At 57.8% G+C, this 14,634-nt stretch carries 12 protein-coding genes; 5 read left to right on the top strand and 7 right to left on the bottom strand.

Going from position 1 to position 14,634, the window contains the following annotated elements; all coding sequences use genetic code 11:
* Window positions 1-8 precede the first annotated feature (8 nt).
* Window positions 9-2,729: an ATPase gene (locus tag HUO12_RS03520; protein WP_176272288.1), complete on the bottom strand. Its 2,721-nt coding sequence runs from the start codon at window positions 2,727-2,729 to the stop codon at window positions 9-11.
* Between the two features lie 70 nt (window positions 2,730-2,799).
* Here HUO12_RS03520 and HUO12_RS03525 point away from each other — a divergent pair, with 70 nt between their 5' ends.
* From HUO12_RS03525 to HUO12_RS03540, 4 genes are all read left to right on the top strand, one after another.
* A complete protein-coding gene (locus HUO12_RS03525) occupies window positions 2,800-3,108 on the top strand; it encodes an Hpt domain-containing protein (RefSeq protein ID WP_176272289.1) in 309 nt (102 codons plus the stop codon).
* 129 nt (window positions 3,109-3,237) lie between these two features.
* Window positions 3,238-4,422 carry a glycosyltransferase family protein gene (locus HUO12_RS03530; protein ID WP_176272290.1) on the top strand — a complete coding sequence of 395 codons (1,185 nt, stop codon included), beginning with the start codon at window positions 3,238-3,240 and terminating at the stop codon, window positions 4,420-4,422.
* Window positions 4,423-4,446: 24 nt separating this feature from the next.
* Window positions 4,447-5,415 (top strand): hypothetical protein, encoded by a 969-nt coding sequence (locus HUO12_RS03535; RefSeq protein ID WP_176272291.1) that lies wholly within the window; start codon window positions 4,447-4,449, stop codon window positions 5,413-5,415.
* Entirely contained in the window at window positions 5,415-6,806 is a 1,392-nt protein-coding gene (locus HUO12_RS03540; RefSeq protein WP_176272292.1) for a sensor histidine kinase, read from the top strand. The genes HUO12_RS03535 and HUO12_RS03540 overlap by 1 nt, the downstream gene beginning before the upstream one ends.
* Here HUO12_RS03540 and HUO12_RS03545 read toward each other — a convergent pair.
* The 3 genes from HUO12_RS03545 to gltX are packed head-to-tail and all read right to left on the bottom strand — an operon-like array spanning window position 6,803 to window position 9,795.
* Entirely contained in the window at window positions 6,803-7,009 is a 207-nt protein-coding gene (locus tag HUO12_RS03545) for a hypothetical protein (RefSeq protein WP_232367297.1), read from the bottom strand. The two genes, HUO12_RS03540 and HUO12_RS03545, sit on opposite strands and share 4 nt — an antisense overlap.
* Before the next feature lie 3 nt (window positions 7,010-7,012).
* The gene (locus HUO12_RS03550) at window positions 7,013-8,299 is read right to left on the bottom strand and encodes a citrate synthase (protein WP_176272293.1); all 1,287 of its coding nucleotides are present in this window, start codon (window positions 8,297-8,299) and stop codon (window positions 7,013-7,015) included.
* 32 nt (window positions 8,300-8,331) lie between these two features.
* Window positions 8,332-9,795, bottom strand: a complete 1,464-nt coding sequence (gene gltX / locus HUO12_RS03555) for a glutamate--tRNA ligase (RefSeq protein WP_408609439.1) — start codon at window positions 9,793-9,795, stop codon at window positions 8,332-8,334.
* On the opposite strand from gltX, the gene HUO12_RS03560 reads away from it, so the two are divergent.
* Window positions 9,796-11,979 carry a ComEC/Rec2 family competence protein gene (locus HUO12_RS03560; RefSeq protein ID WP_176272294.1) on the top strand — a complete coding sequence of 728 codons (2,184 nt, stop codon included), beginning with the start codon at window positions 9,796-9,798 and terminating at the stop codon, window positions 11,977-11,979.
* Between the two features lie 158 nt (window positions 11,980-12,137).
* On the opposite strand, the gene lexA is transcribed toward HUO12_RS03560, so the two are convergent.
* The 3 genes from lexA to moaC form a co-directional block, all read right to left on the bottom strand.
* Window positions 12,138-12,827: a transcriptional repressor LexA gene (gene lexA, locus HUO12_RS03565; RefSeq protein WP_176272295.1), complete on the bottom strand. Its 690-nt coding sequence runs from the start codon at window positions 12,825-12,827 to the stop codon at window positions 12,138-12,140.
* A 111-nt stretch (window positions 12,828-12,938) separates the two neighbouring features.
* Window positions 12,939-14,132, bottom strand: a complete 1,194-nt coding sequence (locus tag HUO12_RS03570; protein ID WP_176272296.1) for a molybdopterin molybdotransferase MoeA — start codon at window positions 14,130-14,132, stop codon at window positions 12,939-12,941.
* Window positions 14,132-14,611, bottom strand: coding sequence for a cyclic pyranopterin monophosphate synthase MoaC (gene moaC / locus HUO12_RS03575; protein ID WP_176272297.1), 480 nt, complete (start codon window positions 14,609-14,611; stop codon window positions 14,132-14,134). The genes HUO12_RS03570 and moaC overlap by 1 nt, the downstream gene beginning before the upstream one ends.
* Window positions 14,612-14,634 lie beyond the last annotated feature (23 nt).

Below are 14,634 nucleotides of genomic sequence, written 5' to 3' on the forward strand. Positions count from 1 at the left end.
AGGGAGATCTAGCTGCGCAGTCGTTCGATTGCCTGCGCCAGTGCTACGTACAATTTGCCGATGTCTGATCCCAGCATAGTGACGCTAAGCGCGTTACCTTCTGACGTCGCGAGCATAGTAGCCAACATGCTCTCGAAGTCATGGATGTAGCGATTGACGTGCGCGCGGAAGTCGTCATCTTTCTGGTATAGTGCAGCGATTTCCCGTGCTTCGCCGCTGTCCAGCAATTTGACGGCACGGCGAGTGAAGATACCGCGGTCACCCTTCATGTAAGACGCCCAGGCTGTGTCGCTGACATCGCTGGAGAGCGCGCCGGTGATATCGATCGCATGCGAGTTCAGGCTCTCCATCACAAGCGCCATGCGTCTCATAAAATCAGGACCTGTTTGCTCGTTGGCCTGCTGGCGCGCATTCGCGACCCGAACTTCAAGATTGCCGGCAAGAGTGTTCACTTCTTCAAGCTGGGACTTGAGCTGTTCCGCTGCTTGCTTGCTCGCGCCAGTAGCCGTTTGAGCGCGCGCTTCGATGCGGGCTAACACTTCATAAAGCCGTTCGCTCAGCGCGGTTTCGATAGCTTGTGCCGCTTCCTGGCTCAGGCCTTGCGCGACTGCGCCAAGCTTGGTGTTGGTTCCTGCTTCCATCGTGGAGAAAGCAGCCTGAATGGACGTTTCCAACCCTGCCATTGCTCCACTTAATTCTCGGGTGGTTTTGGATGTGAGCTTTTCTCCATCTGCGTCAAGCATGCGCAGCGTGTCGCGGAGCTGATTGACATGGCCGAGCATGGCTTCTGATTGTTCCGTGAGCGAGTGCTGCAAACCATCAAGTGCTTCGCTGGTTGTCGCAATGCTGTCATTTGTCGTCTGGATGTACTGCGATACGCGTTCGGCGCGCCTGGCCGCTTCATCCATAGTAGTCGACAGCATGACTGCCCGGTCTTCGACCGGTTGCATTGCGGAAGCGGCAAGCGACGCGGCCTTAGGAAACTCGTCCCTAGCGTGTTGTGCTGAGGAATCGATCAATTCCATCAAGCGCATGCTTGCATCTGTCAGATCGTTGACCGCTTTTCCGGTTCGATTGAGGTGTTCCTCACCGTCAAGCACTTTGCCTCTAAAGCTCTCCAGCGATCCGGCGAGATTGCTCTCTGCTGCGGTCGCGCTTTCCGCGACAGTTGCGAACAGGCCCTTGAGCTCGTTGACCTGGCCGGAAATAATCTCGCTCTGCTCCGCGAGCCGCCGTGTGCGTGCTTCTTGTGCTTCGCTACGCTCACTTAAGGAAGAGTCGAGTTCAGCCAAACGCGTGGCGAGGCTTTCGATCAGTTCCGCCTCGCGCGCGGTCAACGCATCTTGGCGTTTTGTGATCTCGTCCGAGATCTGAGCATCGCGCAGACGCAAACGCTCGTCGAATTCACTCGCTTCAGCGTGAAGTGCTTTTACTCGCTCGCGTGCTGATCCAACTGCTTGTTGGTCGAGCACGTTGATGCGTTCGACGACATCTTTCATGCCGGCAAAAAAGCGTTCCTTGGCTTGATCGAGCCCCGCAAGCGTCGCGGTTTCCTGTTCGCGCAGTGCGCTGGACATCGCTTCGGCATCTTTCCGCAGAGTTTCGATATTTCCGCGCATTGCTGCAATGGATTTGCTTTCTTCGACAGCGAGAGTTCCGCGCATGGCGCTGACGTCCTGGCGAAGCTTCTCCGTCCGATTGCGCATGGCTTCGATCGCTTCTGTCTCGCCGCTGGTCAATTCCTTGCGAAATGACATGCTGCGTTCTGTAAGCGCTGCAAAGCGCTCGTCTGCCGCATCATTCAGACGCGAAAGCTGCGCTTCAAATGTGTCGAGGGTAGAGCTGACTTTTTCGTCGAAGCTCGAAACCTGCCGTTCGCTGGCGCTACCGAATTCGTTCAGGCGCTCAAAACCCGAAACAAGCTTCCCAAGCTGTTCTTGTGCGGTCCGCCCAGCATTACCCACCTGGTTTGAAACATCCTTGGCCGAATTGGAGATAACCGGCAGATCAGCGCGCAATTTCTCCATATTCGCGAGAGCTGTGTTGCTCACTGTCGCAATGGAATCGATCTTGTCGCTGTTCTTCGAGATCAGACCCTCAAGCGCCCCGGCATGCGTGGTAAGCCGGTCCGCAGCAATGCGCCCGAGCGAATCAAGTTCACGTGACTGCGTACCAAGGAATTCGCGCGCGAGGCTCAGCTCGCGGTTCACAACCGTCAGGCGATCTTCCAGCTCGCGGGCTTCGCGCGACAGCATGGCGGCCGTATCACCGAACCGACGGGCTTCCGCATGGCTATTTCTAAGCGCGAGCAAGCACGCAACGCCGACTAGCAGTACCGGGACTGCCCATTCGCTGGTCCACGCAGTCCATTGCGACAGAGCAGCGCCGCTGATCATCTGCTGCCAGTACGTGTAACCGAAAAAGCCCGTCCATGCGACGATAGCAAGTCCGGCAAAAGACGGAATCAACCAACCCAGGATGGATGATTTAACGACCGGTTCTGCGACTTCTTCCAGCATGGATTGCGCATTCGCAATGCTCGCCTCGGCTTCTTCCATCAAATAATCAGGGCCAAGCTCCAGAACGCCCAGCGGGTCAGGCTGGACCCACTCAGACTGCAGAATGAGCGCATCTTCCGCGCTTTCTCCGGCTTTTGAAGGGTTTGTACTGTCCATATCGGCCTGAATTCCAGCGCCGACGGCATTGATAATGCGAGATCCCTGGGTCATTCGGTTAAACTACCGGAAAACAGAGATCATTAAACCCTGTTTTAACCACAAGCCCGTTATGAAACGTTTCATGGCATTCGAACGTGGAGCATTAGACGCAACCTTGGCTGCAGCTGCAGGAGAAGATCCTGCGCTGATGGCAGAGTTGCGCTCGGTATTTGCAGAGAGCGCCCGTCGGCAAGTGGACCTGCTGCGGCGGGCACGCTGCGATGGTAACTGGCGTGTTGCAGCCCAACGCTTACTGGGCCTTGCGGCAAGTTTTCATGCAGGCGAGCTAGAAGAGCTTGCAGAAGAGGCTCTCGCTGCTGTGCCCGGCGAACCGGGTGTGTTGCGCCGCATCGACGCTTTGCTCGACGATTTTGTGCCGCAATCAGCCTAACCAATAGATCAAAACCGATGCTCGAGCGCGCTCATTCGTGGGTAAGCGCCAATTCAGCTGTGTGCAGCACTTGGCCTGCCCGTGGCAAGCATCTATTCTCCGCGCGTATCTGCGGGGAAACCAGCCTCAATGCGCATCGCATTACTTTCAGCATTGGAGAATGTAGCTGATGGTCGGCCACGTGCTCTCGTGCCGCTCGGGGGCAGGCCGATCATCGCCTGGCAGATTGACCTCGCCAAGACCTTGGGCTGCGAGAAAGTCCTCTGCCTGGTTGAAGGAGGCGGCGAAACCAGCGAAGAAATCGAGCGCCATGCGCGAACTGCGCGCATAGGGATCGACTTTATAGGCGGGCCGCGCCATCTTCTCGGCAAGATCACCGCAGATCAGGATTTGCTCGTTATGGCAGATGGGCTTCTGTTCGATCCGGAGATCGCTCGCGAGCATTTCGCAGAGCGTCGCGGGGTAGCGTCCATCTCTGACTATCCGGGCGTTGAGAAGGGGTTTGAGCGCATCGATCCCGAGCACGCATGGGCAGGGCTTTTGGTCGCTCGAGGCAGCATAGGCGAACAATTGTCGGACATGCCTGCAGACGGCGACACCGTATCCCTGCTCTTGCGCATGGCTCTGCAGTCAGGAACGCGCCTTGTTCCCGTGGATGAGCTCCATTTGAACACCGGAGAAGTGCTGCTCGTCCGGTCGCCCAATGATTTGGTGGAGCGCGAGAAAGCACTGCTGGACAACAGCGCTGCTAAAGCGAGCTGGGCGGGGCTGGGTGAGAAGCTAGGCAGTTTGCTTGCGCGCAGTTTGGCGCCTGATCATCTTGGGAATGGTCCCAGTGTTGCTTTGGGCATCGGTGGCGTGTCGCTAATCGGTGGCCTTATCTTGTCATGGTATGGCTTACTTGCAGCCAGTCTCGCGGTTATTGGCCTCGGATGCCTCGCGATTTCTTTGTCTCAGGCGCTTCGCCATTTGAGATCGCGGCTTTCCGGATCTTCCTTCAGCCGCCGTTTTGCCATGGCGATCAATGCGATGGTTGATCTTGTGATCGTAGCGGCCTTGGCTCTACCGCGGCTCCCCAAGCCCATCCTTGATGCTGCTTTCGAGCCCGTTCTGCTCGTCGGACTATGGCGGCTCGCAGCCCGCTTGGGCCCCAAGCCCATGCGACCATTCTGGCGGGATCGGATGGGCTTGGCCCTCATTCTGCTGGGTTTTGCGTCAGTCGGCGTCCTTTCAACGGCTTTGCCGGTAGTGATCCTTATCCTCCTCCTCTTCGTATTGATTTCGGAAGGATATGCGCGGCTAACACAGGTTTAACCATAGCGCGCTATGGCACATGTGATGAGTTATGATGCCACACCTTCAGCCTCCTTGGGCCAGCTAGAGGCGATCTTGCGTCAGGAATTGGCGCAAGGGGATGTGGCTTTGGCCGGTGTCGCGCCGGTACTCACTCATTTGCTCGCCGGAACCGGACAATCGCTGGTCAGCGATGCCATCGTAGCGAAGATTCGCGGTATGCTGAGCGATGTGGCCGAGCAGGTCCTGCGCGCGCAGCAATCGGTATTAGACGGCGAAATTGCGCTCGATCCTGAGCTGGTCGATGGATTGAGTCAGCGATTTGTTTCTTCGACCGTTATCCTGAGCCATGTCTACGCGCTCGCCGTCGAGGCGCATTTTGCAAACGGATTGGAAGAAAACGCAGGCATTGATCCTGTACTTTCCCCGCTCCTGCAGGAGCTCATCGCATCCGATCAAGATGAGACCGCCGAGCTTGCGATGGCAACGATGGCCTCACAAGCGCGCTTCATGCAGTTTCAGCGGCGGATGAACCTGCCCCTGGCAGAGCTGCCCAGCGAGCTTTTTCATCAGGTACTCTCCATTTGGCGGCGCTTCAGCCGCGAGATCCCGCCTGAGGTCCTCAGTGAAGCAGAACGAGCCTTGCGTGATGCTCATGACGAGGCCGCGGGCCGCCTGGGACTGCTCAATCGCCTCGTCATCGCGATGAAAGGGGGAGTGCATGCGGCGCTCTCTCTGGATCATGCCGGTGTTTCCCTGTTTGCAAGCTCCATTGCCAGCGTCACACGCCAGCCAAGAGAACTTGCGGTCCTCGCTTGCCATGATGGCCAAGTGGCGAGACTGGCTCTGACACTGCGCGGCGCGGGGGTTAAGCCCGCAGAGGTTGCTCGCCAGATTGCTCTCATACACCCTGAAATGGCATTGCCCGCCGGATTCGACGCGATTGGCGCGCGTCAGGCGCTCAGCATGCTGAGTGGTGCGCGCGGAACACCACAAGCAGCACGGAAGGCCTGATGGCGACCAATGATGCCTTGCTTGCCGCCCGCGGGCTAACGGATGCTGAAGGGCTTCTTCTTTCCGCCGAAGGACCGCTGGCTGACCTCCAGAGGCGTTGCGGCGGACACATACCCGGCCTGATCGCCATTCCGGAACTGCTCGACCTTGTGAAACAGGCGGGCACGATGGGCTTGAGCATCGCGCGTGAATTCACAGCATTCGATGGTGATGAGCGTGTGTCCGGCTTCATTCGGATTAGACCGCAAACTGACGGTGCGGACACGTCCGACAGCTATGAAGTGTTGATTGAGAACTGGAAGCGAGAATCCTTCGAGATTGAAGATGCCGAACAGGCGGAATTGGGCGACGCGGTCGATCGTGCTGCTGCCGAATTTCTCGCCAGGCTCGACGCACAGCAATGCATTCGCGCATTCTCCTCCACGGGAGAGGATTTAGTCGGATTGGATGCCGCAATCCGCGCACAGCCGGGCCAGAATTGGACAGACTACATCGAACTGCAAGGTGTCGCTCACCGGCAGCCTCTCCATTGGCGTTTGCTCGATGGCGTTGAATGTGTCGTGCCCGGCTCGGAGCGCAAATGGAAGGTGCGCCTGTTGCCCATCGGCTCGGCAAATCTGAACCCGACGGGCTTTGAGCTGCTGCTGGTAGCCGAGCAACCGCGCGAACCGGCAAAAACTCCCGGATCGTCCGATGAACGGTCACAACCCAGTATCATTGGCAGCGCTCTCACACCAGCTTTGCGCGAACCGATCACGCGGATCATTGGCAATGCCGAGACAATCCGCGGCAAGCTCGCGGGGCCTGTGCGCGAGGAATACAGCGAGTACGCTGGCGATATTGCCGCAGCCGGCCAGCACTTGATGAGCTTGCTCGATGATCTGGCAGATATGGAGGCCGTTGAAGCTGACGACTTCGCGGTTGATCTGCAGAAAGTCGATCTTACCGAGGTCGCAAAGCGGGCGGTTGCGATGCTGAGCCAACGGGCTCAAGAGAAGAATATCGCGATCGCTGGCCCTCCAGAAACAGCCGAAAAGCACGCTTTGGCCGATCTGCGTCGGGTCCTTCAAATCGTGATAAATCTGGTCGGCAACGCGATTGCCTATTCGCCAGAAGGCAGTTCGATCACCCTTGAGATTGCACGAGACAAGCAAGCGCGCGTTTGCATAAGTGTTGCAGATCAAGGACCGGGTTTGGACGCAGACAAGCAGGACCGCATCTTCAACAAATTTGAACGGCTAGGTCGTGATGATGAAAGCGGCTCTGGCTTAGGCCTCTACATCTCGCGCAAACTCGCGCACGCGATGGAAGGCGAGCTGATGGTGGAAAGCGCAGAAGGCGAGGGCGCCAAGTTCACGCTGGCGCTGCAACCAGCGGGACAACCAAGCTAAGACTTGCGAAAACCGAGCCATATCAGAATGCCGCCGATCGCAAAGGCGATCATCCCGCGAAGGGCCCATTGGGTCTCGCCCAGCATAAAGCTGTTGGCTGGCCATTGGACGATCCCGAAACCCTGCAGGGTCCAAAGCCCTCCCGACAAGCACAGCGCGAGGCCAAGCGCTTGCAGCAGCAAACGCATGGCTCGCCAGAACATTGCTTAGCGCTCGCTGACCGGAACGTAGTCGCGCGCAGTCGGGCCTGTGTAAAGCTGGCGCGGACGACCGATAACCTGACCTGGATCAGAGATCATCTCGTTCCATTGCGCGACCCATCCCACAGTCCGAGCCAAGGCGAATAATGCTGTAAACATGGTTGTCGGGAAGCCAACCGAGCTCAGAATGATGCCGGAATAGAAGTCCACATTAGGGAAGAGCTTCTTCTCTTTGAAGTAGTCGTCGTTCAGCGCGATTTCTTCGAGTTTTAGCGCGACTTCGAAGACCGGATCTGTCGTTTCAAGCGCTTCGAACACTTCGCGCAAAGTCTTTTGCATCACAGTCGCGCGCGGGTCATAATTCTTGTAAACCCGGTGACCGAAGCCCATCAGGCGGAACGGATCGTTCTTGTCCTTCGCACGCTCGATATAGTGCGGAATACGGTCAGGCGTGCCGATCTCCTGCAGCATGTTGAGCGCTGCTTCGTTGGCTCCGCCGTGTGCAGGACCCCACAGGCAGGCAATGCCAGCAGCGATGCAGGCAAACGGGTTCGCGCCGGAAGAACCTGCCAAGCGGACGGTCGATGTCGACGCGTTCTGCTCATGGTCAGCGTGCAGAATGAAAATGCGATCCATCGCTTTTTCGATCGCCGGATGGATCTCGTACTCTTCAGCTGGAACGCCAAAGGTCATCCGCAGGAAATTGCCGGTGTAGCTGAGATCGTTCTTCGGCTGCATGAAAGGCTGGCCGACAGCATATTTGTAAGCCATCGCAGCAATCGTTGGCATCTTCGCGATAAGACGATGCGAGCTGATCTTGCGGTGCTCGGGATCAGAAATGTCGGTGCTGTCGTGGTAGAACGCAGACAGTGCGCCAACCACACCACACATGATTGCCATCGGGTGCGCATCGCGGCGGAAGCCCTGATAGAACTGGCGAAGCTGATCGTGCAGCATAGTGTGCCGCGTAATCGTGTAAGTGAAGTCGTCCAGCTCAGCCTGATTCGGCAGCTCGCCATTGAGGAGCAGGTACGACACTTCCATGAATGAGGAATGCTCAGCAAGCTGGCCAATTGGATAGCCACGGTGAAGCAAGATGCCTTCATTGCCGTCGATATAAGTCAGCGCGCTCTCACAGCTCGCGGTTGACTTATATCCCGGATCGAATGTGAAGGCTCCGGTTTGACCGTAGAGCTTGCGAATGTCGACTACATCGGGACCGGTGCTGCCTTCCAGCACAGGAAATTCGTAGCTTTGACCCCCGAGTTCAAGCTTGGCATGCTTGTCCGACAACTTCATTCTCCTCTTCTGCGTCTCGCGTTGGTTTAACTCGCCGCGCCCGTCTGCGCGTCGATCCGTGCGAGCGACTCATCCCGTCCCAAAAGGACCAGAACATCGAAAATACCGGGCGAAGTGGTCGTCCCGGTAAGAGCTGCACGCAATGGCTGCGCGAGCTTGCCGAGGCCCAGATCCAGTTCCTCGGCGAGTGCTTTGGTAGTGGCTTCGAGTGACTCGATTGTCCAGTGATTTTCTTGCTTAAGACGTTGCGCCAAAGTGCTTAAACGAATCCGAGCCTCATCATCGAGCAATTTTGCCGCTTTTTCAGTCATCTCAAGCGGTCTCTTCGCAAATAGGAAGGCACTGCCTTCAGCCAGTTCATCAAGGTTCTTCGCGCGTGTCTTTAGGACCGGCATCGCCTGCGCGAGCAAATCCGTATCGATGTCTCCTGACATGCGCGCTGCAACCAGTCCTGCCAGTGCGGCATCGTCCGCTTCGCGAATGTAGTGCCCGTTCAGGTTTTCCAGCTTCTTTATGTCAAAGCGTGATGGTGACTTGCCAACACCACTTAAGTCGAACAGCTCTATCGCTTCCTCGCAGGTGATCTCCTCGCGATCGCCATGACCCCAACCAAGGCGAAGTAAGTAATTGAACAGAGCTTCTGAAAGGATGCCGAACTCATCACGATATGCTTCTACACCCAACGCGCCGTGGCGCTTGGAGAGTTTGGCTCCATCCGCTCCGTGGATGAGCGGGATATGCGCGTAAACAGGCTCGGCCCAATCGCCTTCGATCTGCTGCATCGCGTGGTAGATCGGAAGCTGGCGAAACGCGTTATTCAAGTGATCATCGCCGCGGATCACATGCGTCACGCCCATATCATGGTCATCGACTACGACAGCCAACATGTAGGTCGGCGTGCCGTCAGCACGAAGAATGATGTAATCATCGATCTCTGCATTGGCGACGCGGACCTCGCCCTGGACCGCGTCAGTGATCCGGGTCTCACCCGATTGCGGAGTTTTAATCCGGACCGTGAAAGTTACTCCTTCAGGCGCGTCAGAAGGGTCGCGATCACGCCACCGCCCATCATAACGCATAGGCAATTTGTTGGCGCGTTGCTCAGCCCGCATCGCTTCAAGTTCTTCAGGCGTCGCAAAGCACTTATAGGCATGCCCAGCCTCAAGCAGCTTGTGAGCGACTTCGGCATGTCTATCGGCACGTTCTGATTGAAAAACAGGATCTTCGTCGTAGTCCAAGCCAAGCCAGGACAGTCCGTCTAGAATTGCATCAATGGCGTCCTGGGTTGAGCGCTTGCGATCTGTGTCTTCGATCCTGAGCAGGGCCTTGCCGCCGTGGTGGCGCGCAAAAAGCCAGTTGAAAAGCGCAGTTCGCGCGCCGCCAATGTGCAGGTAACCTGTCGGTGAAGGAGCAAAGCGGGTCACCACACCCGTGTCAGCAGCACCGCCTTGGCTTGCCATAATGAAGTCTTTCCTATCCAAGGCGCTCATATGGAAAGCCCATCGGCGCCAGTCATTTTGCCTGCGAACGAAACCGCTGCCTCTTCGGGTCATGTTGCGGTGCAGCGCAAATGGCGCAAGGCGGCTCAATTGTCCAGCATTGCTGACAGTCTAGAGACATTCCTGAGTTCGTCGGGGTTTGACCGCGCACCATGGCTGGTTGTTGCCTTTGGTTGTGGGATCGTCGCCTGGTTCGTGTTTGGGATGCCTTGGCAATGGCTGGCAACGATCGGGTTCGGGTTCCTGACTGCGATTGCAGGGTTCGCTTCACTCAGCGCGAAAGGCAGATGGAGTAATGTCGCAAGGGCGTTGATCGGTCTGGGGGTCGCCTTTGCACTTGGCACATGCGTCATCTGGCTACGCTCTGAAACGGTTGGCGCAGAACCCATCGAGCGCCCGGTCGTGGAGCGGATCGAAGGCTATGTCCTCGTTAGAGAAGACCAGCCTGCGCGCGATCGCGTTCGGTTGACATTGGCCATTCGCGATGCGGAGCGCGGGGAGGCCCGCAAGGTCCGCGTTAACGTGCCGATCGATCGCATCGGCGCGGAGATGGCAGAAGGATCCGTCTTACGAATGCGAGTGCGCCTAATGCCGCCTGCATCGCCGATGCTGCCCGGTTCGTACGATTTTGCTCGCGCTGCTTGGTTCAAGGGGCTTGCGGCCACGGGCAGTCTGATCGGCGAGGTCGCAGTAGTTGAGAGCTCGGCTCGGTCAACTGGCCTAGCCGAAGTACAGCGCTCCCTTTCCGGTCATGTGCGCGGTGAGCTTGACGGGTCTGCGGGGGCAATTGCGGCGGCTTTTGCCAGCGGCGATCGGGGCGGGATAAGCGAAGCGGACGACGATGCGATGCGCGATGCTGGCCTCACGCACTTGCTGTCCATCAGTGGTCTACATGTGAGCGCGGTCATTGCAGCGGGATATCTTCTCGCATTGAAGTTGCTGGCATTTTGGCCGGCTCTGGCATTGCGAGTGCGTCTGCCGGTGTTGGCTGCGGGGGTGGGGGCGCTGGCTGGTATCGGCTACACTCTGCTCACAGGGTCCGAAGTGCCGACGGTGCGGAGCTGCATCGCGGCGCTGTTGGTACTGGGCGCGCTCGCCATGGGGCGGGAAGCATTATCGCTGCGAATGGTTGCGGTGGCTGCTTTCGCCGTCCTGCTTATGTGGCCTGAAGCCATTGTGGGTCCGAGCTTTCAGATGAGCTTTGCCGCAGTGATTGCCATCGTGGCGCTACACAACACGGAGATCGTGAAACGCTTTCTGGCGCCGCGCGAAGAGAGTTGGCTGGCCCGCAATAGCCGCAGAACCGTGATGCTCCTTGTGACTGGATTTGTGATTGAGCTCGCTTTGATGCCCATCGTTCTGTTTCACTTCCATCGTGCCGGAGTCTACGGCGCCCTGGCCAATGTGATCGCGATACCGCTAGTGACCTTTGTGTCAATGCCATTGATCGCGATTGCACTGGTGCTCGATCTGGCTGGCCTAGGCGCTGCTGCATGGTGGCTTGTGGGCGGATCGCTAGACCTGCTGATCTGGATCGCGCATTTCACCGCCGAGCAACCCGGCGCGGTGAAGCTGATGCCGCAGATGAGCGCTTTGAACTACGCTCTGTTCCTTGCAGGAAGTTTCTGGCTGGCGTTCTGGCAAGGACGACGACGGCTTGCTGGTTTTATACCAATCGGAGTTGGCACCATTATGTTGCTCGCCACTCCGGTCCCGGACGTTCTCATTTCCAATGATGGCCGTCATGTCGGGATTAAAGCGCAGGATGGGCAATTGCTGAGTTTAAGAGATAGCCGCTCCGATTATGCAAAGGACAATCTGCTCGAACTCGCCAGTGTGACCGCTGAACCAACCCCGCTTGCCGAGTGGCCTGAGGCCCAATGCAGCCGCGACTTCTGCGCGTTGCAATTGGAGCGGGGAGGGCGCGAGTGGAACCTGCTTATGGCGCGAAGCCGCGAACGAATCGAAGAACGGGCGCTTGCCGCTGCCTGTGCCGAAGCGGATATCGTTGTCGCTGACCGCTTTCTTCCACGAAGTTGCAAGCCGCGCTGGCTAAAGGCGGATGGTCGGACTCTGCGAGAAACAGGAGGGCTTGCCATTGTGCTCGAGGACGAGAGCGTAGATACGGTCGCATCACGCCAGGGGGAGCATGGTTGGTGGAAGCGCGACCGCTAAGCGTTCATGCCTTGGCAGACGAATTTTTGTTCTTACCCTTATCCTTTTTGTCCTTCTTGTCCTTCTTCCCGCTCTCTTCGCCTGAGGGTGCTGTATTTGTGTTCGAGCCTAGATTCAGCCCAAGTCCTAAATTCATCTAGTTTATTCCTTGTTTGAAATCAGTGATAACGCCGCAGAAGCCCTGCGAGTTTGCCTTGCACTTCGACTTCGTGCTCGTCGTAGACCTGTGGATCATAGGCGCCATTGGCCGGGTCAAGCCGCACACGGCCATTCTCGCGGCGCAGATATTTGAGCGTGGCTTCTTCATTGCGCACAAGAGCAACCACAATATCCCCATCGCGTGCAGTGTTGGCGCGGCGCACCAAAGCGAAGTCACCGTCAAAGATACCGGCTTCGATCATGGAATCGCCCGAGACCTCCAGCGCGTAATGTTCGCCTGAGCCGAGCAAGGCCGCAGGAACCGGAAGCGAGCTCTGGCCTTCCAGCGCTTCGATCGGCGCACCTGCAGCTATCCGGCCATGGAGCGGGATCTCGATGACATCGTTCGCTGGAGATGGAGCGGCCGCAGCAGGCGGGCTCGTGACCTTGCTTACAACATCGTTGGCCGGAGCCACACGGCCAGCTGGCGTGGAATCGGTAGGCTGCTTGATCACTTCCAATGCGCGGGCCCGATTGGGCAAACGCCGAATGAAGCCGCGCTCTTCGAGAGCGGAAATCAACCGGTGAACGCCGGATTTGCTCTTCAAATCGAGCGCTTCCTTCATTTCCTCAAAACTCGGCGAAATTCCTGTCTCTTCCAGGCGCTGCTGGATAAACTGTATCAACTCGTGCTGCTTTGCCGTCAGCATGGCGAAAATCTCCCTTGTCGCCTCAGTCGAAAGCCAAGCCTGATGACCTAGCCAACCGCGCACCGATAAGGTGAACGAATGTGGAACAAGTAGGAAACGAAAATGGTTAAGTCAAGCGATAGCGCCATTTTCGAGGGGATAGACCGGAACGAGCGTTCCAACTTTCACCGCTTCTGCACGGGCAGGCCGATCAATCAGGCATTGTGCCTTGGCCAGATTCGCAAGCGCTGACGAGTCTTGTAGGCGCAGCGGCGTAACGCCGGTCTCGTCCCACATGGCGCGGAGGAACTCGCGCCTGCCGCCACCCGCTTCGATATCCTGCGCTGCGGGCAGGAGCAGTCGGCGGGGCAGGGGGTGTGCCGCTCCCATGGCTTTACGCACCAACGGCAACAGGAATAGAAATGCGGTGACGAAGCTCGATACCGGATTGCCCGGCAGGCCGAGGATGACCTGCTTGCCGCGCGTCGCCAAGATCAGCGGTTTTCCCGGCTTGATCGCGACTTTCCAGAAGCCGAGTATCGCGCCCCACTCTTCAAGCGCGGGCTTGATCAAATCATGATCGCCGACGGATGCTCCACCGGAGGTGACGAGGATATCTGAGCTCTCCGCTTCTGCGAGCGCATTTGTGAGGGGCACGCGTTCGTCGGGCACAGGTCCTATGCGCATCACTTCGCACCCCAATGTCAGAAGCATGGCTTCCAGCAACCGACCATTACTGGCCGGGATCTGGTCAGGTCCACAGTCCGAGGGATCAGCCGCAAGCTCATCTCCGTTGTCCATGACAGCAATCCGAGGCGCTTTGCGAACCTCGAGCGTGCCATGCCCGGCACTGCTCGCAAGCGCGATCTGAGCAGGACCAATCCGTGTGCCCGAAGGCAGGACAACTGAGCCTTCGCCAAAGTCCATCCCGCGCCTGCGTACATGCTGCCCTTCACGCGGCGCATCCGAGGTGAGTTTGACCGCTTCTCCAACGAGCTCTGCATTCTCCTGAATTAGGATACGGTCAGAACCTTCGGGGAGCGCGGCGCCTGTCGAAATGCGCACTGCCTGCCCATCGGCGATAGAACCGGAATACGGCGTACCAGCACGACTTTCGCCCACCATCGTCCATGGCCCTTCGCCTGGCCCAATTGCATAGCCATCCATTGCAGAGAGATCGCGAGCAGGCTGCGTCCGCCTCGCCTGAAGATCGCTTGCCAAATAGCGGCCTTGGGCAGCGTCCAGCGAGACCGTCTCAATAGGCATCAATTGAGCAAGCCCAAGCAGGCGCTGCTGTGCTTCCTCAAGTTCGAGCATCGGGCCCATTAGACGCTATCCGCCTTCCAATGCCCGGATTTGCCTCCTTGCTTCTCAAGCAAACGCACGTCGCTTATTACCATGCCCTTATCGAGCGCCTTGGCCATGTCGTAGACGGTAAGCAGCGCTGTGCTCGCTGCAACCAACGCCTCCATCTCCACACCGGTTTTGCCAGTGAGTGAAGCGGTTGCATTGACCCGTACGCCGCTCTCTTCAAACGCGAGATCGACATTTACCGCATCGAGGCCAAGCGGATGGCAAAGCGGGATCAGCTCATGCGTGCGCTTGGCTGCCATGATCCCTGCAATGCGCGCCGTACCAAGGACATCGCCTTTGGGCGTGTCGCCTGCCTTGATCGCTTCAAGCGCTTCCGCGCTCATGGTGATAAGTCCGCCTGCAACCGCCTTGCGCGGCGTTTCCGCTTTGGCGCCAACATCGACCATGCGCGCGTCGCCTTCAGCATCAATATGTGTGAGATTCTTGCTCATAGATGCTCTCCGACACGGCCATG

The sequence above is a fragment of the Altererythrobacter lutimaris genome, from assembly GCF_013371495.1.
Classification (GTDB): Bacteria; Pseudomonadota; Alphaproteobacteria; order Sphingomonadales; family Sphingomonadaceae; genus Erythrobacter; species Erythrobacter lutimaris_A.

Excerpts from the sequence above, each read along its gene's own strand:
- HUO12_RS03520 (WP_176272288.1), bottom strand. The coding sequence starts at position 2,729 with ATGACCCAGGGATCTCGCATTATCAATGCCGTCGGCGCTGGAATTCAG.
- HUO12_RS03525 (WP_176272289.1), top strand. The coding sequence starts at position 2,800 with ATGGCATTCGAACGTGGAGCATTAGACGCAACCTTGGCTGCAGCTGCA.
- HUO12_RS03545 (WP_232367297.1), bottom strand. The coding sequence starts at position 7,009 with ATGTTCTGGCGAGCCATGCGTTTGCTGCTGCAAGCGCTTGGCCTCGCG.
- moaC (WP_176272297.1), bottom strand. The coding sequence starts at position 14,611 with ATGAGCAAGAATCTCACACATATTGATGCTGAAGGCGACGCGCGCATG.
- gltX (WP_408609439.1), bottom strand. The coding sequence starts at position 9,795 with ATGAGCGCCTTGGATAGGAAAGACTTCATTATGGCAAGCCAAGGCGGT.
- HUO12_RS03535 (WP_176272291.1), top strand. The coding sequence starts at position 4,447 with ATGAGTTATGATGCCACACCTTCAGCCTCCTTGGGCCAGCTAGAGGCG.
- lexA (WP_176272295.1), bottom strand. The coding sequence starts at position 12,827 with ATGCTGACGGCAAAGCAGCACGAGTTGATACAGTTTATCCAGCAGCGC.
- HUO12_RS03530 (WP_176272290.1), top strand. The coding sequence starts at position 3,238 with ATGCGCATCGCATTACTTTCAGCATTGGAGAATGTAGCTGATGGTCGG.
- HUO12_RS03540 (WP_176272292.1), top strand. The coding sequence starts at position 5,415 with ATGGCGACCAATGATGCCTTGCTTGCCGCCCGCGGGCTAACGGATGCT.
- HUO12_RS03570 (WP_176272296.1), bottom strand. The coding sequence starts at position 14,132 with ATGGGCCCGATGCTCGAACTTGAGGAAGCACAGCAGCGCCTGCTTGGG.
- HUO12_RS03560 (WP_176272294.1), top strand. The coding sequence starts at position 9,796 with ATGGAAAGCCCATCGGCGCCAGTCATTTTGCCTGCGAACGAAACCGCT.